This is a genomic window from Acetobacter orientalis (genome assembly GCF_000963965.1).
Taxonomy (GTDB): Bacteria; Pseudomonadota; Alphaproteobacteria; order Acetobacterales; family Acetobacteraceae; genus Acetobacter; species Acetobacter orientalis.
The window spans coordinates 1-17721 of record NZ_BAMX01000012.1; the positions used below are offsets into that span (position 1 = coordinate 1).

Genomic DNA, 17721 nt, shown 5'->3' on the forward strand with positions numbered 1-17721 from the left:
ATCGCCTATCGCCTATCGCCTATCGCCTATCGCCTATCGCCTATGAGACTAGAGCGTATAGCGATCAGAGAAAATTTTGCGCATTTTGGCAACTTTAGGAGCCACAACCGCAGCGCAATAGCCAGTATTAGGGTTACGGTTAAAATAGTCATGGTGCATAGGCTCTGCTGGCCAAAATTGTTGTAACGGTTCTAGTTCCGTTACTAACGGGTTAGGCCACACATGCTGGTTTTCTATGTCTTGCATGACATGTTGGGCCGTTAGCTTTTGCTCTTGCCCACTATAGTAAATGGCAGAGCGGTACTGTGTCCCTATGTCATTGCCTTGACGATTCAGAGTTGTCGGATCGTGTAGGGTAAAGAAAATACGCAACAGATCGCTGTAACTCATTATCTGCGGATCGAAGGTGACTTCAACCACTTCGGCGTGCCCGGTTGTTCCGGTACAAACCTGCTCATACGTCGGGTTTTGTGTTTGGCCTCCTGCGTAACCCGGTACAACAGACACAATACCTTTCATATTTTTCAGCACTGCCTCCACACACCAAAAGCAACCCCCGCCTAATACTGCTTTTTCTGGCATAGTTTTGTCCTTCTAGTATGTGGGGTATAAACAGTTAAGCAATGCGTAGGAGTGCTGCCTTTAAGCGGGTGCATTCACCTTGCTGGGCTGTAAGGCGTTCGCGCATTTCCTGTACAATTTCTGGTTTGGCGCGCGTTACAAAGTTTTCGTTGGCGAGTTTCTTTTCAGTTTTGCCAATTTCATCTTCAGCTTTGGCCAGTTCTTTTTTCAAACGCTCTTGCTCTGCTGAAATGTCGATCAACCCTTCTAATGGAATAATGAGGGTTGCTTCATCCAGCACAGCTTGGGCACTCCCTTTGGGCACTTCGCCAGTTAAGGCTGCCACGTGTGTGACGCGGGCCATACGGCCGATGGCTTCCTGCCAACGTTCGGCACGCGCTACGGTTTCTGGGATCGCATCTTTTAAGAAAACAGGCGCTTTCTGAGAGGGAGGCACATTCATTTCAGAACGCACTGTACGTATTTCTGAAATGAGACGGATCATCTGGTCGCATTCGGCCAAGGCATCTTGCGCGCCATCTAGCACTATCGGCTGTGGCCAAGCTTGCGCAATTAAAGAGCCTTCAGGGCCAAAGCCAAAAGCGTGCCAGAGGTCATCTGTTACAAATGGCATGACAGGTTGCAATAAGCGGAGAATTTGCCCCAGCACATACGCCGCAACATGACGAATTTCGTCAGATTCTTGCTGGTTGTCAGACGCAAAGATTGGTTTTGCCAGTTCCAAGAACCAGTCACAAAAGCGGTTCCAGACAAAGCGGTAGCAAGTCAGAGCGTATTCATCAAACCGGTATACTTGCAAGGCTTGTGTGGCCTCAGAAACAGCCTGAGAAACCTCAGTAATAATCCATTTGCCAACGGCTGACTGTACAGAGTGTGGGTCGAAGCCTTCTACAGCTTTTACACCATTCATTTCGCAGAAACGTGCGGCATTCCAGAGTTTTGTAACAAAAGCCCTGTAGTCTTCAACTTTTTTACGGCCAAGCTTTACATCGCGCCCGATACCCGTGAGCGAACAAATTGTGAAGCGCATAGCATCTGCACCATACGCATCAATAAGCTCGAGTGGGTCTATGCCATTCCCTTTGCTTTTAGACATTTTCTGCCCGTGTTCATCGCGCACAAGGCCATGAATAAACACATCGCGGAAAGGCACGTCTTTCATAAAGTGCTGGCCCATCATGATCATTCTGGCCACCCAGAAGAAAATAATGTCAAACCCAGTCACAAGCACATCTGTTGGGTAGTAGCGGGCCAGTTCAGGTGTTTGGTCTGGCCACCCTAAAGTGGAGAACGGCCACAAGCCAGATGAGAACCACGTATCCAGAACATCTTCGTCCTGCGTGAGTTCTGTTTCTATTCCATAATGTTTGGTGGCGAGTGCGTGTGCGGTTTCAGCATCATGCGCTACAAACACCTCTCCGTCTGGGCCGTACCATGCAGGAATGCGGTGGCCCCACCAAAGTTGGCGTGAGATGCACCAAGGCTGGATGTCACGCATCCATGCAAAAAACGTATTTTCCCACTGTTTAGGAATAAAATTGATCTTACCGCTTGTTACCGCTTCAATGGCGGGGCCGGCCAGTTTGCCTGCATCACAATACCACTGGGTGGTTAGGCGGGGTTCAATAACTGCGCCACCACGTTCAGCATGCGGCACTTGATGGCGGTGTGGCTCAATTTTTTCCAGCCAGCCTAGCGTTTCAAGTTCATCAACAATGGCCTTGCGGGCTTTATCACGCGGTAGGCCTGTTAATGAACGAACAAAAGCAGGATCAGCCAAGCCGGGAACAGTCACAAGATCAGCGTCAATCTCGTCCAGAGTAACGCGCGCCTCTTCATCTAAGACAGAGAGCATGGAGAGGTTGTGGCGGCGGCCGACTTCAAAATCGTTAAAGTCATGCGCGGGGGTAATTTTTACCGCCCCCGTTCCTTTTTCAGGGTCAGAGTACGTATCGGCTACGATAGGAATAAGGCGGCCAGTTAGCGGCAACCTTACAGACTTACCAATTAACCCTGCGTAACGCTCATCTTCTGGGTGTACGGCTACAGCAACGTCACCCAGCATGGTTTCTGGGCGTGTGGTGGCAACCGTAATGGTTTGCTCGCCCGCCCCTTCTACAGGGTAGCGAATATACCATAGATGCCCGGCAACATCTTTGCTTTCTACTTCCAGATCAGAAATAGCGGAGCGGAAAACTGGATCCCAATTCACCAGCCTACGATCGCGGTAGATGAGCCCTTGCTGGTAGAGGGTTACAAACACCTCCTTAACGGCGCGAGACAGGCCTTCGTCCATTGTAAAGCGTTCACGCGGCCAGTCGAGCGATGCGCCAAGGCGGCGCAACTGTTGGGTAATGCCCCCGCCAGACTCTTCTTTCCATTGCCAGACGCGTTGCGTAAACGCTTCCCGGCCGAGGGCTTGTCGTGAGGTGTTTTCTGTGGCGAGCGAGCGTTCAACAACCATCTGGGTAGCAATGCCAGCATGGTCTGTGCCGGGTTGCCAGAGAGTGTCAAAGCCCTGCATACGTTTCCAGCGTATAAGGGTGTCTTGCAGGGTCATGGTTAGGGCATGGCCCATGTGCAAGGTGCCCGTTACGTTGGGCGGCGGGATCATAATGGTGAAAGGCTTTTTACTGCTTGTTGGCTCTGCAGAAAACACCTTGTTGTTTTCCCACAGGGCATAAAGGCGGCGTTCAGTTTCAGCAGGTTCAAAAGTCTTATTCAGCATTATATCCAACCACAAAACGTAAAAAAGGCGGAAGGTAGATTACCCCCGCCTTGGCAGGTGTGCCCTGCCGCATACACTCTCGTAAACATAGGAAATAACTCTCAGAGCGCCAAGGCTTGGGAGTTATTTCTTCTGGTTTTGCTCAGAGGCCGCGCTGTGTCAGTCGTTCAATTTCTTCACGCACAGAAGCCTGCACAATGGCCGGAAGGTGTGCATTGAGCCATTTTTTCAGGAATGTCCGTACTTCTTGGCGCACAATATCTTCAACAGTGAGGGAACCCTCGTTGTTAACAGCCACTTTTCTCTCCTCATATTCTTTCAGGTATTTTTCCTGAAGGGTTTTTTGTAAGACCGCAAATGCGCTACCGGTATCAGAGATTGTCTCATCGCTAAGCGGGATAGACAAGGAATCGGACATGTTTCTAGCCTTTTTTAACAGGTCTGTTTGTCTGGCATGTGCCACGGAAAACGCATTTTCGGCCCCAGTATTTCTGCCCTGCAACAAGGAGGAGGCAGCCTCCTGATCACCAACAGCCATGATCTGTTCCGGGTTCCCTGCATGACTGCCTTGTCTTTGATTTATTGACCCTAAACTGACATTCTGTCCAGATGAACTTTCATGTGCAGCCGAAACAGTTGATGCAGGTTGCGTCTTGGCATCATGTTCAAGCATGGCGGGAGAGAGAACGAGCATATCGTCGTCCTCGTCTGCATCATCTGTCGCTGTAAGTGTTGGGTCTGGCTGCGTATCACGCTCATGCTGCAGAGCTTCGCGTATGGATACCAGAACGTCTTCAATGGACTGCTTGGATTCTTCAGGCGTTGGTGTTGAATTCATAAGGCGATATCCTTGGTGAAACTCCGGCATTTAGCGCCCGGGCTGCTGGAGGGCGTAGTCGTTAATACCCCACAATCGGTCTTTTACAGCCTGATAATATGCTTTTTCGTCATATAATGGCACGCTTAATTTTAGGTCTGCCGCAGTTAAACGGCCAATGGCCGCAGCAACGTTATAAGATGCAGTTACCAGATTGCTCAAACTTTGTACCAAAGCAACCTGTGCTTGCAATAGCGTAGCTTGCTGCTGGAGCATCTCAAGAGTTGTGCTGGTGCCGACTATCGCCTGCCGTTCCACCCCATCAAGCGCTATGGTGCCGGCATGAATGGCAGCCCTATTGCTGGAAATTGCAGCTTGGTAAGAAATGAGTTTTTGCCAGTTTGAGGCCGCGTCTTGCGCTGCAGCGCGGCGCTGCACATCAACTTCGCGGTGGTTGGCTTGTAACTGCTGTTTGGCTTGCCGTACCGCGGCATATTCTGAGCCACCCTGATACACAGGCACTTCAAAATTCAATGTGGCATATTTGTTTTCGTTGGTTTGGTGGCTCATGCTCTGATTGAGCGTTTTTTGATACGCAGCGGTTGCCGAAATTTTTGGCATAATGGCGGCGATAGCGACTGAAACAGCATCTTTTTGAGAAGATTCTGTAAAAAGCGCCTTAATGACATCTGGGTTGTTTTGCACGGCCAGTTGTGCCGCAGATTGCGCGTCATGCACAGGCAGCACTAAAGGTTGAGGTGGAACCAAATTGGGTGGCGGGGCCATACCAATAACTTGCATATAGGTGGCTTGTGCCGTTTGCAGCGTACCTTCAGATTGCTGGCGTGTGGCTTTGGCAGATGCATAAGCAGATTCTGCCTGCGCTACATCTGTTCTGGTAATTTCACCTACCCGAAAGCGCTCGTTGGTGGCCCTTAGCTGCTGCTGCAATACGCGTTCGTTGTTGATGTTAAGCTGAAGGAGCTGCTCGTCCTCAATTACGCCAACATACGCGTTTACAACGTCTTTAAAAACTTTTTGCTCCGCAGAGATTAGGTCTGCACGGGCGGCCATAACTTTATTGACAGCTTGGTGCGTGGCGGCTGTTGTGCGCCCCCCTGTGTAGAGGGGCTGGTTAATGGTTACACCAGCTGAGTAACCCGGTGTGTCGTAAGGTCGTACATACCCGCCTGCCCCGTTATTGCCACCGTAAGAGTTTATACCTTTATAGTAAGAAAGGCCGACATTGCCGGTAACGGTTGGCCGCCACCCAGCCAATGCGGTAGGCACCTGCTCATCAACAGCACGTAAATTGGCGCGCGTTTCTTGCAGGGTTGGGTTTGTCAGATACGCCGCAGACAAGGCCTCTTGCAGAGTATGGGGGATAAAATTGGGAGAGCCGCTGCCGTCGTATTTCTGTGCCCATGCAGTCGTGCTGCATAGTATGGCTGATAGCCCTACCCCACAAAGACGCCTCATCTGTCACTCCTTGCCGTGTAAAGGCACAGTTTTGCACGCGGCATAGTATGGACGATCAGGGTGTGAGGCAATTATCAATTCTTTGGAGGCCAAGACCGGCCAAAAAAGTTGCGCAAAACATAACACATACGCTGAACTGTTGGAGGGAGTGAGCAGTTTGATGTGCTCAAAATATACCCCTTACCCGGCTCAAGCCTAATTTTGTCTTACTTCTTGAAGGTAAAGGGCTTGACCACAGAAAAAAGACAGGACATAACGCGCACATAGTCGCCGGTCCGGTGGCAGAATGGTGATGTAGCGGACTGCAAATCCGCGAATGTGGGTTCGATTCCCGCCCGGACCTCCACTCCTTTTAGGAATGGATTCCTGCTAGATAGCAGATAAATTAGGTGGCGTTATATTCTTCCATTGCAAATATTTTGATATTTTATGGAGCCCTGCTAACTGGCAGTGTTTAACCCGTGTACTTGCTCGTTAGTGCAATAATGTTTGCTTGCGCATTCGTGGCTAGGGGCTAGCCCCTAGCTTAAGTCAGATTTTTTGCACCTAAATGGTAAAGAGCTTCAGAAAATTGGGTATCTACTCTTAGCAGCGTAAATACCCAATTGCTCTCAAACCAGCGCTCAGTCTTGGTCTGCTTTAAGGGCAAGTAAAATACGTTTGCGTGCAAAAGAGGGCAAAAGCCGCTCTATGACACGCAGTGCTTTAAACTGCCATGGGAAGATACATTCTGCCTCTTGTCTTGCAATGGCGCGCATAATGTATTGTGCAGCGTTTCCGGCCGTTACTAAAAAGGGCCTCTCCCCTTTTAAGCGCTGGCTCATGGGTGTATCAACAAAGCCGGGCACAATAAGCGTTACATTAATATTGTGTTCAGCCCAGCCCAACCGTGCTGCTTCTGCAAAGCAGGCTAACCCAGCCTTGGAACTGCTGTAAGATGGCGCAAAAGGCAATTCGTAAAACCCAGCGACCGAGCCAATAAGTGCAATAGAGCCATGGCCGCGGGGTATCATGCTTTTGGCTGCGGCCGTTGCCAGTGTTACAGGCTGTGCATAGTTAACTAAGGCTAGTTTTAGCACTTTGTCTGGGTCTTCTGTTGTGGCGGTCGCTTGTTTGATGTCAGACAGGCCTGCCCCAAGAATCACAAGGTCGAATGCAGCTTGCGCCTCATCTTCATTAAAAGCTGCCAGCACTGCCTTGCCTTCGGTTAGGTCAATCTGGCGCGGTATAACACGAGCACCACGTGCGCAGCAGGTGGCAGCAAGTTGTTTCAGTTTTTCGGCATTTCTGCCCCACAATACAAGGGTTCTGCCAGGCCTAGCATAACGTTTTGCAAGCTCTGCGCCTATGCCCCCAGTTGCCCCTATGATCAGAATAGAACGCAGTTCCCTACTGCTAGTTGAAACTTCGTTCACTCTTTTCCCCTTTCCCATTTCGCAGGAATGATGCATCACCTTGCGGTTTCAAGGTGTAATTGACGGAGCACTCATGCCTAACCCTGACCAAATTATTGTAGCGCCCGTAATGAGTGCCCGTCAGCTCGCTCTCTTTATCCGGTTGCCACGTGTTCTGTATAGGGGCTTAGCTGGCTATGTGCCACCACTGGATATGGAGCAGAAAGATATACTGCACCCCAAGCGTTCTCCGTTTTTTACGCATGGTAAAGCCCAGTATTTTCTGGCTTGGCGTGGGGGCAAGCCCATTGGCCGCATTTCTGCGCAAATAGATTTTTTAGCTTTGGCACAAGACAATGAGCCAAAAACAGGTTTTTTTGGCGCTCTTGATGCTGTGGATATGGCCTGCGTAAAGCCCCTGCTGGCAGCCGCAGAAGCATGGCTGCGTCAGTTTGGCATAGAGCGTATTAGAGGCCCTTGGACGCTTAATAGTAATGGGGAGTCTGGTACAATGATTGCCGGGCAACACGAACCCCCCATGATTGGCATTGGCTGGCACCCAGAGGGTTTGGGTGATGCTATTGAGCACGCAGGCTTTGCCAAGGCTATGGATTTGTTTTCCTATAAAATGGAAGTGGGCCCAGAAGCTGAAAAAGCAAACCGTGTGCCCAAAAATTTACGTGAGCGTTTGGGGGATGTAAAAATACGCGGACTACGAAAAGACCGTGTTCCTGAAGACGCCGAGATTCTGAAAACAATTTATAATGATGCGTGGGAAGGAACATGGGGCAACGTACCCCTTACCACCATAGAAGTGCAGACGCTGCTTAAAGCCCTAAAGCCAGTTTTAAAGCCAGAGCAATATGTCTTGGTTGAATTTAATGGAGAGCCTGTAGCAATTGCCTTGGTTGTGCCGAATATTTTTGACATCTCAGCCGACCTTAATGGTGCCCCCTCCCCACTAGGCTGGGTTAAACTGGCGACACGTATCTTGAAGCATGATTTTCACTCTGCGCGCGTTATTCTGCTCGGGGTTAAGAAAAAACTCTCCGGCACAGCTCTGAGCGCTATCATTCCAGCGCTGCTCATTGATGAACTCATGCAGCGCGGACACGTATTGCCTTACCGGACAATTGAACTTGGGTGGGTTTTGGAAACTAATCTTGGCATTAGAAACCTGATTGAGCGCATTGTTCCCACGCCCTACAAAACACACAGAATGTACGAAAAAATTTTAGGGCCAGTAGAATAAATACTCGCGTAAACACGCTGCGGCTGGACTAAAAATGGCTCCAGCCACTTTGTTTAAAGATAAGCGGTTCGCCATTTGCACCTAAGGTCTGAATGCCTTTTTCTGGAGCGGTTAAAACCCCTATTTTGTGCACGGCAACAGGCCCTAAAACGGTAGGAAGTACCGGGTTTTGGCTTAGTTTGGCATCGTATTGTGGCGGCACACTAAACAGAATTTCGTAGTCATCCCCCCCCGTCAGGCAGGTCTCAAGCCACTGTGGCCCACAGCGCTGCGCAGCTTTTGAAAGCGGAACCTGCGCCCCCCATATGACTGCACCCACATTGTTTTCGCGCGCAAGGTGGCCAACATCTTGCAGTAAGCCATCAGAAATATCCATTGCGGCTGATGCAAGCCCATGCAGTGGTAGACCAACCCGAGGTTGAGGAAGTCTGTAGCGATTGACCAAGTGGTCGCTGCTGTCGGTAAGTTTGCCCTGTAGCACGCGTAAACCAAGTGCACCGTCACCTATAGTGCCAGTTACCCATAGGCTATCTCCCTCTCGGGCGCCACGGCGCTTAACTGCCTGCCCCGGCACAACAGAGCCTAAAATAGTAAGAGAAAGAACAAGAGGGCCACGGGTGGACGTGGTGTCCCCCCCCATTAAATGCACATTAAACAGCAACTGGTCTTGCTTAAGGCCATTACAAAAAGCCGTAAACCAACTGTCTGCTATTGTTTTTGGGCAAGCCAGAGTTAGTAACCACCCTTCGGGCTTTGCCCCCATAGCCGCTAAATCTGACAGGTTGCAGCGCAGGAGTTTGCGCCCCACGGTCTCTGGTGGGTCAGAGGGTAGAAAATGAACATTTTCTACCATGGCATCGGCGGCAACAACTAAGTCCCTGCCGGCCGGAGGAGTATAAACGGCGGCATCATCACTCAGTTCAAGGGCAGCAGGGCCAGCTAGAGCGAGAAAATGCCGCTTTATAAAGGCAAACTCTCGCGGCAGATCACTCAGTGGTGGTATCATCGGCAGTGTTGGCTTGTGGCGCTTCTGCTGGGGCATTAATGCGCTTTACGAGAGTATCGAGCACACCATTCACCAGCTTTGGCTCATCTCCCGAGAAAAAACCATGTGCAATATCTAAATACTCGTTGATCAGCACTCCGGATGGCAGGTCTTTTTCCAAGGCTTCACCTATGGCGGCCTGAAAAAGAGCGCGTAATACCGGATCAAGCCGGGAAACAGGCCATGTGCTTGGCAGAGTTTCGCTCAGCAGTTCTAAAATTGTACCACGTTGCGAGACAGACTGTTTAACGATACTGCTGAAAAAGCGTGTATCCGCTTCTGGAATATAGCCGTCGTTGTAGGTTTCGTTATCGAGGGTTGTGCCAAAACGATGCACCAAAAACTGTTGAATAACAGTGTCGGCACGTTCATCGTTTTGCTCAATTTGAAATAAAGCCTGAACAGCAGCTACGCGTGCAGCCGTACGGGGCCGCTGCGCACTGCTAAGTTCGACATGTTCTTGCTGCTCGGTCATTTTTAATCTCCTGCAACCCCACTTGAGCGAGCGCGGTTCGTGATGCCTTCTACGGCTTATGGTCTAGTCCCTGTTCCCCTATTTCCAAGGGGGAGCCGTCCATGGATGTCAGAATCTCTGAAAAGTCTTTTGCTTCTGTAAAGTCGCGGTACACGCTTGCAAAGCGTACATACCCAACTGTGTCTACATCACGCAGGACATCCATAGCTAACTCGCCAATACGAGCAGAAGAAACCTCGGTCTCACCAACGGCTTCTAGCTGCCTAACCAGCCCGGTAACAATCTGTTCGATGCGGGTATCAGGCACGGGCCTCTTACGCAAGGCGATACGAATAGACCTTGCCAGTTTCTCACGTTCAAATGGTGCGCGTCGGCCATCTGCCTTAACCACAATCAGGTCTCTTAGGTGCACGCGCTCAACTGTTGTAAAGCGCTGCCCACAAGATAGGCAGGCTCTTCTGCGCCGAATAGCCGAACCCTCTTCGTTCGGGCGGCTATCTTTAACCTGGCTGTCTGGGTTTCCACAAAATGGGCAACGCATAATTTAACTTTATCTTTCAGCTTGCGTTGAAGATCATAGCAAAAAAACAACAAATTTGCCCTTATGGCAAAGCAGTGCGGTATAGTATTAACATATAGATAGGTCGGGCCTGACGCAAAAAACAAGGCGCCGACAAAAAAACACTGGAGCTTTTATGAGATTTCGTTCCGTTGCCATGCTGGTACCGCTTGTTTGTGCATGTATGCTATGGAGCGTTCAGGCTCATGCGACAGATCAAGACAGAGAAGATACGGCGCAACGGCAAAAGCAAGCTGAAAAAGACATTGTTATTACAGATGCGACAATGGAAGTAGTAAGTTCTGCTGCTCATGTAGCGGCTGTCTATTTTACGTTGCAAAATAAAGGGGATACGACCTATTTAATAACCGGTGTAGCCTCTGATATCTGCTCCAAAATTGTAGGGCACCATTCAGATCAGGAAAGCACGCCGGGCACGCTTGATTTGTTTACGCATTTGTCTGTGCCAGCACATACCACACTTGTGTTCCCGCATGGTGGGTATCATTTGTTGTGCTTGAATATGACCTCAGACCCTCATGATGGGCAGGCTCTTCCCTTTACGTTCACTTTTCTTGAGGGTGTCCGTAAAACAGTTACTATACCTGTGGGGCGTACTGCTAACCCTACCTAGTAACCCTTTAAGGCACCTATATAAAATAGGTGCCTTATGGTCTGTTTCATTAAATGCCAGTGGTTGTTAAGGTGCGGCGTACAGCTTGGTGCCAGCCAGCAATCATAGTGCGGCGTTGTTCGCTTGGCATTGAAGGCTCAAAAACCGCTCCACGTTGCCACGTGGCAGCCAGAGTTTTTTCGCTATCCCACACGCCCGTTGCCATACCGGCAAGAAAGCCTGCACCCAGAGCTGTTGTTTCGATATGTTTGGGGCGCTCTACTTTAGCCTGAAGCATATCTGCCAAGAAATTACAGAACCAGTCATTGGCAGACATGCCACCATCAACCCGTAAGGCATCGGTTGTGCCACCACCGTCTTGCATCATGGCGGTAACCAGATCAAGCGTTTGGTAGGCCACAGATTCTAGGGCTGCGCGGGCAATATGCGCTGCGGTTGCATCTAGGGTTAAGCCGCAAATTAGCCCACGTGCGTCAGGGTCCCAATGGGGAGCACCAAGGCCAACAAAGCCCGGCACCATATAAACACCATGGCTATGGGGGATACGTGTAGCCATGTCATCCGTTTGGGACGCGTGTGTAATAAGGTGCAAACCGTCTCGTAACCACTTAATGGCGGCGCCGGCAACAAAAATAGAACCTTCTAGAGCATATGTCGTTTTGCCGCCCATGCGGTAGGCAATTGTGGTGAGCATTCTATTTTTAGAGGCCACCGGCTTGTCGCCTGTGTTGAGAAGCACAAAGCAACCTGTACCGTAGGTGGCCTTTGCCATGCCGGGTGTAAAGCATGCCTGCCCAACTACAGCAGCCTGTTGGTCTCCAGCCATGCCAGCAATAGGAATGGCGCGACCATACAGAGCTGGGTCTGTTTCACCAAAGATAGTGCTGTTGTCTTTTACTTCAGGCAGCAAAGATGCAGGAATACGGAAAAGACGCAGTAGCTCCTCATCCCACTGTTGGCGGTGGATATCGAACAACAATGTGCGCGCTGCATTGGTAATATCGGTTGCGTGCACTTTGCCGCCAGTCAGGCGCCAAAGAATGAACGAGTCAATCGTACCAAAGGCCAGCTCGCCTTTTTCTGCGCGTGCGCGAGCACCTGATACGTTATCTAGCAGCCAAGCAAGCTTAGTGGCTGAAAAATAAGGGTCTATCAAAAGGCCGGTGCGTTCACGCACTAAGGCCTCAGCACCCTCTTCACGGAGCGTTTGGCATGTTGCAGCGGTGCGCCTGTCTTGCCATACAATAGCACGGTGGATCGGTTTACCTGTCGCACGCTCCCACACCACAATCGTTTCACGCTGGTTGGTAATGCCAATACCGGCAATACGCTCCAGCGCCCCAGATTTTTCAAGCGCTGTGCGGGACGTGCTGAGAACATCATTCCAAATGTCTTCTGGGCAGTGCTCAACCCACCCTGCCTGTGGGTAATGCTGGGCAAATTCTTGGCGTGCGCTTGCTACCTCGACGGCATTTCGATCAAAAATAATGGTACGGGTCGAAGTCGTACCTTGATCAATAGCCAATACATAATCTTGCTTGCTCATCGAGGTGTGTCCTTTTTTAATTGATCTGGTTTTCAGTCGCGAGCTGTGGTGGTTGAACGTGATTGAGACGGCATGAAGGGCTTTAATAAGCCTTGATAAAGGCCTGCGCCAACTAACCCGCCAATTAAGGGGCCTGCAATAGGAACCCACCAGTAGTTTTGTGGAGAGGGTAAAGCTGTGCCACCCCAGCCCGCAAAAAAGCAGAAAAGACGTGGCCCAAAATCACGCGCAGGGTTAATGGCCCATGCCTCAAGATAGCCAGCCGAAGCACCAATAATAGCCACCAAAAGGCCAATAATGAGTGCGCCAGAATTGGCCTGAGGTGCTTGGGTGTTATACTCGCATGTAATGGCAAATATGCCTAAAAGCAGCATAGCAGTGAGAATGATCTCGTCCACAAAAGCATGCATGGGGGTTACAAAGTCACCGGGGTGAGTAAAAAACACACCAGCCCCTGCCCCGTCGTGCAGCCTGTCTAAATGGTGCACCGCAGCGTAGTGGTCTATTACGGGTGAGAAAAGCGTGTAAACAATGGCCGCCCCTAAAAAGCCGCCTACTACTTGGGCAACCCAATAAGGGATAACTTTTTTCCATGAAAAATTACGAAAACAGGCCAGAGCCAATGTAACCGCTGGGTTGGCATGTGTACCCGATACCGCACCTGTTACATAAATGGCAGTGGTAACACCCAAACCCCAAACAATACACACGCCCCAATAAGCAAGCTTATAGGGGCTAGGGTCGTAGAGAGAGTACATTGCAGCAACAGAATCACCGAAAACGATAATAATAAAGACTGCTACACACTCAGCAATCAACTCTCCAACAAACGCTTTGGTCTTACTTGTCATACTTCCCTCGTTATTCTTTTTATATGGGAAATAACTGCCATTATGCGAAAAACGGTTAGGTTACTTTCTGCTCTATGTAGTCGGCAACCTTACGTTTTTCTTCTTCATTCAGGTGCAGCCCCAATTTGCTACGCCGCCAAAGAACGTCTTCAGCGGTACGTGCCCATTCGCGCTGTATCAGATAGTCGACCTCACGGGTAGTCAAATCACCCCCGAGCACAGTACCCATTTCTTGCAGCGAAGTTGCCTCGCCAATAATTTCGTACGCACGGCTGCCGTAGTTACGTATAAGGCGCCACGCCAAATTAGCAGGCAGCCATGCAGCCGCGCGAGACAAACGAGCAAGTGCTGCGTCAAACCCACCGTCTCCAATGTCGCCACCGGGTAGTACCTCGTTGGCTGTCCAGCTTTTTCCTGCAACGGCAGGCAGTACAGGAGCCAGTTTTTCCAGCGCGTGCTCTGCCAGTTTACGGTAGGTGGTAATTTTACCGCCAAAAATAGAAAGGAGCGGGGCACCGTCTTGCGTATCTAAATCTAGCACGTAGTCACGCGTTACGGCGGAGGCATTGGCAGACGCATCGTCATAAAGTGGGCGCAAGCCTGCATAACTCCAAACCACATCGCCTTCTTTAACGGCGGTTTTGAAGTAGCGGTTTACGCTCTCACACAAATAACTGATTTCGTCTGGAGCAATACCCACCTTACCAGGTGCTTCTTTCCAAGGAATATCTGTCGTGCCGATAAGTGTGAATTTTTGCTCATAGGGAATAGCAAAAACAATACGCTTGTCTGGGTTTTGGAAAATATATGCTTGTGGGCCATCAAAGACCTTAGGCACAATAATGTGGCTTCCCTTAACCAATCTCACAGACTTGGAGTTTGGAATTTTCAATGTGTCAGCCAACAGGCGCGCAACCCATGGCCCTGCGGCATTCACAAGTGCCCGCGCCTGCACCGTTGTTGTCTGGCCGGTTACGCGGTCTTCCAGTTCTGCTTGCCATAGGCCATTTTGGCGGGTGGCGTTAATAAGGCGCGTGCGTGTGCGCACATCAGCGCCGCGTTCAGCGGCATCCATAGTGTTAAGCACGACCAAGCGGCTATCTTGTACCCACCCGTCTGAATAGACGAAACCTTTTGTGTAATCGCTTTTTAGGGGCTGCCCAGCAGAATGGGTTCTAAAATCGATAGCGCGTGACTTTGGCAGTGTCATGTTGGAGGCAAGATGGTCGTATAAGAAAAGACCAGCCTTAAGCATCCATGCTGGGCGTACCAGTTTAGAGTGTGGCAGCACAAAACGCATTGGCCACATAATATGGGGCGCCATTTTAAGCAGCCGCTCACGCTCGGTCAGAGCTTCTTTGACGAGCCTGAATTCATAATATTCTAGGTACCTGAGGCCACCATGGATCAGCTTTGTGCTGGCAGATGAGGTGTAGCTTGCTAGGTCGTCTTGCTCGACCATCAAGACAGAAGCCCCTCTACCCACGGCATCGCGTGCAATACCGGCCCCGTTTACACCGCCGCCAACAATCAGCAGATCATAAGTGCCAGAGGGTGAGGTTTCAGACTGTGCCATTGCGTTCTTCCGATACCGAGTGAAACTAAAAGGTCTGATATTCGTATCCGAAAACAAAAGCGAAAAACAATGGTTTTATTATGACAAAAGTCTCTAAATTTCGCAGATCGTTTTCTTTTCCGAAAATATCAAGGTTTAGCAACATGCAGCGCAACATTTGCCGCCTTAAGAAGGGCTAAGAATTTAGGGGAAGGCTCTTGGTCTGTATAAAAAACATTAATATCAGAAATATGGCCTACCCGCGCCATAGGACGGCGTTTGAATTTGGTATGGTCTGCAAGCAGTATTACCGTTCTGGCATTACGAATAATGGCTTGGGCTGCATTAATCTCGTCCGTATCAAAATCTAGCAGAGTGCCATCTTCATCAATGCCGCTAATACCAATAATGCCAAAGTCTGCGCGGTATTGTTCTATCATGGCGGCAGCCGCTGGCCCGACTATACCGCCGTCTCTTAGGCGCACGGTGCCTCCGGCAATAACCAGGTTACATTCGGGTGCCGGCACCAGCAAAGAGGCTACATGAATATTGTTGGTAATAACCCGCAAAGCGCGGTGCTGCCTAAGGCAGCGGGCAAAGGCTTCTGTCGTGGTTCCAATATTAATAAAAAGTGACGCACCGTCTGGAATAGCTGCCGCCGCGGCCTGACCTATAGCCTCTTTTTCTCTTAAATTCAGAATCTGGCGCTCTGAGTAAGCTATATTTTCTGCAGGGGAGAGTGCTGAAGCCCCGCCATGATGCCGGGCAATTAGCCCCTCTGCGGCCATATTATTCACGTCACGGCGTACCGTTTGCACGGTAACATGCAGGGTCTTTGCTAGGTCTTCATTGGCAACATAGCCTTGCTGTTGCACGCAGTGAAGAATTTGAGCACGCCTTTGTTTTAAGGAGGCCATAAAATTTATGCTCCTGCAGCCAGCACGGCAAGAACAGCCTCGCCATAACGGCTGAGTTTTGACTGCCCTACCCCTTTGATTTGCCCCAACTCATCAAGCGAATGAGGCTCTTGTGTGGCAATGTCGCGCAGGGTTGAATCATGAAAAATAGTATAAGGCGGCGTTTCTTGCTCACGTGCCTCGCTTAAGCGCCATTGGCGTAAGGCTTCAAACAAAGGCTGCTTTTCTGGGTCTAAAGATGTCGGGCTGGCTGCATTGCGGTTGCTAATAGCTTTTTCAAGCTCTGCGGTTGTATCGGCTCTCAGATGCACGGTTTCTTCGCCGCGCAAAATAGGTCTTGCGACGTCTGGGTGCAAAACTAATCCACTATATTGCCCCTCAGTTTTTAACGCGCCACGCGCAATAAGCTGGCGGCTTACGCTACGCCAGAACAGTTCGGTTTTGTCTTTACCTATGCCCCATACAGAGAGTTTTTCATGGTTATTACGGTCAACTGCTTCGGTCTGCTTGCCGCGTAACACATTGATAATATGCAACACTCCATAACGCTGGCCAGTACGGTACACAGTAGAGAGAAATTTGCGAGCCGCTTGTGTGCCATCAAATGTTAGCACAGGGTGTAGGCAATTATCGCAATGCCCACAGGGTTCGGGCAATGTCTCGCCAAAACAATGTAACAATGCTGTGGTGCGGCACGATGTTGTTTCGGTAAAGGCGATCATGGCTTCTAAGCGACTACGCATAATCCGTTTTTCGGTATCTGGTGCCGTTGACATTTCTAGCCAATGGCGGGCACGCGCCATATCATCGCCGCCATAAAGCAAAAGCGTATCTGATGGCAGACCATCGCGCCCTGCCCTGCCAATTTGCTGGTAGTACGCCTCTGGCGAGGCTGGCATATCTAAATGGATAACAGCCCGTACGTCTGGTCTATCAATGCCCATACCAAAGGCAATAGTGGCGACAATAATAAGCGGTTCACCTGACCGAAAGCGCAAAAGTGCAGCGCGCTTCTCAAGAGCAGAAAGACCTGCGTGATAGGCCAAAGCAGCGTACCCTTTGGTGCGTAACGCTGCGGCAATACGCTCTGTTCTGGCGCGGCTACCGCAGTAAACAATGCAGGCTTCGTTTCGGTGCTTTTCTAGTGCTGCCAGTAATTGCGCTGTTTCAGAGCCTTTAGGGAGGGCTGTAACGCTTAGGTTAGGCCTATGAAAACTCGAAACCAAAACCGCAGCATGGGGCATGCCAAGCGCAGCTAATATATCATCTCTCGTGCGTTGGTCTGCTGTAGCCGTTAAGGCAATACGAGGCACACCGGGAAAATGCTGCGGGAGTGCAGCGAGGGCTCTATATTCTGGCCTAAATTCGTGCCCCCAAGCGGATATACAATGCGCTTCATCGATAGCAATAAGCGAGAGCTTTTGCCGTGCTAACCGCTCAAGCGTTGCGGGAGAGAGCAGCCGCTCAGGTGAAACATAAAGAATATCCAGCCTGCCGGAGGTAATGTCTGCCTGTACAGCGCTTGCCTCATCTGCATCAAGCTCAGAGTGTAAAGCCGCAGCGTTAATACCAACCTGCCGCAGGCTGGCAACTTGGTCATCCATCAAAGCGATAAGAGGCGAGATAACAAGACCCATGCCTGCCCGGCAGAGCGCGGGTATTTGATAGCAAATACTTTTGCCGCCACCGGTGGGCATGAGCACCAGCACGTCTTGCCCGTGCATGACGTGTTCTACAGCTTGCGTTTGTAGGCTTCTAAAGTCAGGGTAGCCAAAAACAGAATGGAGCACCTCTTGCGCAGAGGTGCCCACAAATCTGTCACGCTTAAGGCCTGCCTGAGTGTGTGTTGCAGGATTTTGTACAGTTGAGCCGAGAGGAGTGCTCATT

The 17721-nt window shown here is 50.3% G+C and carries 15 protein-coding genes and 1 tRNA gene; 3 read left to right on the forward strand and 13 right to left on the reverse strand.

Features of this window, described 5'->3' with window-relative positions; translation table 11 throughout:
* Positions 1 to 48 precede the first annotated feature (48 nt).
* The 4 genes from msrA to Abor_RS04830 all read right to left on the reverse strand — a co-directional run bounded on the left by msrA (position 49) and on the right by Abor_RS04830 (position 5606).
* Entirely contained in the window at positions 49 to 582 is a 534-nt protein-coding gene (gene msrA / locus Abor_RS04815) for a peptide-methionine (S)-S-oxide reductase MsrA (protein ID WP_048840720.1), read from the reverse strand.
* A 34-nt stretch (positions 583 to 616) separates the two neighbouring features.
* A complete protein-coding gene (locus Abor_RS04820; RefSeq protein WP_048840721.1) occupies positions 617 to 3310 on the reverse strand; it encodes a valine--tRNA ligase in 2694 nt (897 codons plus the stop codon).
* Positions 3311 to 3452: 142 nt separating this feature from the next.
* On the reverse strand, positions 3453 to 4148 hold the full coding sequence (locus Abor_RS04825) for a DUF2497 domain-containing protein (protein WP_048840746.1): 696 nt from the start codon (positions 4146 to 4148) through the stop codon (positions 3453 to 3455).
* A 30-nt stretch (positions 4149 to 4178) separates the two neighbouring features.
* Entirely contained in the window at positions 4179 to 5606 is a 1428-nt protein-coding gene (locus Abor_RS04830; protein WP_048840722.1) for a TolC family outer membrane protein, read from the reverse strand.
* Between the two features lie 272 nt (positions 5607 to 5878).
* Between Abor_RS04830 and Abor_RS04835 the strand changes: the two genes are divergently transcribed.
* Positions 5879 to 5952: transfer RNA gene (locus tag Abor_RS04835), tRNA-Cys, on the forward strand.
* A gap of 277 nt (positions 5953 to 6229) precedes the next feature.
* On the opposite strand, the gene Abor_RS04840 is transcribed toward Abor_RS04835, so the two are convergent.
* Positions 6230 to 7039, reverse strand: a complete 810-nt coding sequence (locus tag Abor_RS04840; protein ID WP_048840723.1) for an SDR family NAD(P)-dependent oxidoreductase — start codon at positions 7037 to 7039, stop codon at positions 6230 to 6232.
* A 55-nt stretch (positions 7040 to 7094) separates the two neighbouring features.
* On the opposite strand from Abor_RS04840, the gene Abor_RS04845 reads away from it, so the two are divergent.
* Positions 7095 to 8252 carry a hypothetical protein gene (locus Abor_RS04845; protein WP_048840724.1) on the forward strand — a complete coding sequence of 386 codons (1158 nt, stop codon included), beginning with the start codon at positions 7095 to 7097 and terminating at the stop codon, positions 8250 to 8252.
* 28 nt (positions 8253 to 8280) lie between these two features.
* Here Abor_RS04845 and thiL read toward each other — a convergent pair whose 3' ends face one another.
* From thiL to nrdR, 3 genes are read right to left on the reverse strand one after another with little or no spacing between them, the layout of a single operon-like run.
* Positions 8281 to 9294 carry a thiamine-phosphate kinase gene (gene thiL, locus Abor_RS04850; RefSeq protein ID WP_232015096.1) on the reverse strand — a complete coding sequence of 338 codons (1014 nt, stop codon included), beginning with the start codon at positions 9292 to 9294 and terminating at the stop codon, positions 8281 to 8283.
* Complete coding sequence (gene nusB, locus Abor_RS04855; RefSeq protein WP_048840726.1) at positions 9239 to 9772, reverse strand: transcription antitermination factor NusB; 534 nt, start codon at positions 9770 to 9772, stop codon at positions 9239 to 9241. Before nusB ends, thiL begins: the two co-directional genes overlap by 56 nt.
* A 49-nt stretch (positions 9773 to 9821) precedes the next feature.
* Entirely contained in the window at positions 9822 to 10313 is a 492-nt protein-coding gene (gene nrdR / locus Abor_RS04860; RefSeq protein WP_048840727.1) for a transcriptional regulator NrdR, read from the reverse strand.
* 154 nt (positions 10314 to 10467) lie between these two features.
* On the opposite strand from nrdR, the gene Abor_RS04865 reads away from it, so the two are divergent.
* On the forward strand, positions 10468 to 10965 hold the full coding sequence (locus tag Abor_RS04865) for a copper chaperone PCu(A)C (RefSeq protein WP_084594381.1): 498 nt from the start codon (positions 10468 to 10470) through the stop codon (positions 10963 to 10965).
* A 49-nt stretch (positions 10966 to 11014) separates the two neighbouring features.
* Here the strand turns inward: Abor_RS04865 and glpK are convergent, their stop codons facing one another.
* The 5 genes from glpK to recQ form a co-directional block, all read right to left on the reverse strand.
* Positions 11015 to 12511, reverse strand: coding sequence for a glycerol kinase GlpK (gene glpK / locus Abor_RS04870; RefSeq protein WP_048840729.1), 1497 nt, complete (start codon positions 12509 to 12511; stop codon positions 11015 to 11017).
* Positions 12512 to 12543: 32 nt separating this feature from the next.
* Entirely contained in the window at positions 12544 to 13362 is an 819-nt protein-coding gene (locus Abor_RS04875; RefSeq protein WP_048840730.1) for an MIP/aquaporin family protein, read from the reverse strand.
* A gap of 55 nt (positions 13363 to 13417) precedes the next feature.
* Positions 13418 to 14938 (reverse strand): glycerol-3-phosphate dehydrogenase, encoded by a 1521-nt coding sequence (glpD, locus tag Abor_RS04880; protein WP_048840731.1) that lies wholly within the window; start codon positions 14936 to 14938, stop codon positions 13418 to 13420.
* A gap of 128 nt (positions 14939 to 15066) precedes the next feature.
* On the reverse strand, positions 15067 to 15834 hold the full coding sequence (locus Abor_RS04885) for a DeoR/GlpR family DNA-binding transcription regulator (protein WP_048840732.1): 768 nt from the start codon (positions 15832 to 15834) through the stop codon (positions 15067 to 15069).
* 5 nt (positions 15835 to 15839) lie between these two features.
* On the reverse strand, positions 15840 to 17720 hold the full coding sequence (recQ, locus tag Abor_RS04890) for a DNA helicase RecQ (protein ID WP_084594382.1): 1881 nt from the start codon (positions 17718 to 17720) through the stop codon (positions 15840 to 15842).
* Between the last annotated feature and the right edge of the window lies 1 nt (position 17721).

Excerpts from the sequence above, each read along its gene's own strand:
- msrA (WP_048840720.1), bottom strand. The coding sequence starts at position 582 with ATGCCAGAAAAAGCAGTATTAGGCGGGGGTTGCTTTTGGTGTGTGGAG.
- Abor_RS04820 (WP_048840721.1), bottom strand. The coding sequence starts at position 3,310 with ATGCTGAATAAGACTTTTGAACCTGCTGAAACTGAACGCCGCCTTTAT.
- Abor_RS04825 (WP_048840746.1), bottom strand. The coding sequence starts at position 4,148 with ATGAATTCAACACCAACGCCTGAAGAATCCAAGCAGTCCATTGAAGAC.
- Abor_RS04830 (WP_048840722.1), bottom strand. The coding sequence starts at position 5,606 with ATGAGGCGTCTTTGTGGGGTAGGGCTATCAGCCATACTATGCAGCACG.
- Abor_RS04840 (WP_048840723.1), bottom strand. The coding sequence starts at position 7,039 with ATGGGAAAGGGGAAAAGAGTGAACGAAGTTTCAACTAGCAGTAGGGAA.
- Abor_RS04845 (WP_048840724.1), top strand. The coding sequence starts at position 7,095 with ATGCCTAACCCTGACCAAATTATTGTAGCGCCCGTAATGAGTGCCCGT.
- thiL (WP_232015096.1), bottom strand. The coding sequence starts at position 9,294 with ATGCCCCAGCAGAAGCGCCACAAGCCAACACTGCCGATGATACCACCA.
- nusB (WP_048840726.1), bottom strand. The coding sequence starts at position 9,772 with ATGACCGAGCAGCAAGAACATGTCGAACTTAGCAGTGCGCAGCGGCCC.
- nrdR (WP_048840727.1), bottom strand. The coding sequence starts at position 10,313 with ATGCGTTGCCCATTTTGTGGAAACCCAGACAGCCAGGTTAAAGATAGC.
- Abor_RS04865 (WP_084594381.1), top strand. The coding sequence starts at position 10,468 with ATGAGATTTCGTTCCGTTGCCATGCTGGTACCGCTTGTTTGTGCATGT.
- glpK (WP_048840729.1), bottom strand. The coding sequence starts at position 12,511 with ATGAGCAAGCAAGATTATGTATTGGCTATTGATCAAGGTACGACTTCG.
- Abor_RS04875 (WP_048840730.1), bottom strand. The coding sequence starts at position 13,362 with ATGACAAGTAAGACCAAAGCGTTTGTTGGAGAGTTGATTGCTGAGTGT.
- glpD (WP_048840731.1), bottom strand. The coding sequence starts at position 14,938 with ATGGCACAGTCTGAAACCTCACCCTCTGGCACTTATGATCTGCTGATT.
- Abor_RS04885 (WP_048840732.1), bottom strand. The coding sequence starts at position 15,834 with ATGGCCTCCTTAAAACAAAGGCGTGCTCAAATTCTTCACTGCGTGCAA.
- recQ (WP_084594382.1), bottom strand. The coding sequence starts at position 17,720 with ATGAGCACTCCTCTCGGCTCAACTGTACAAAATCCTGCAACACACACT.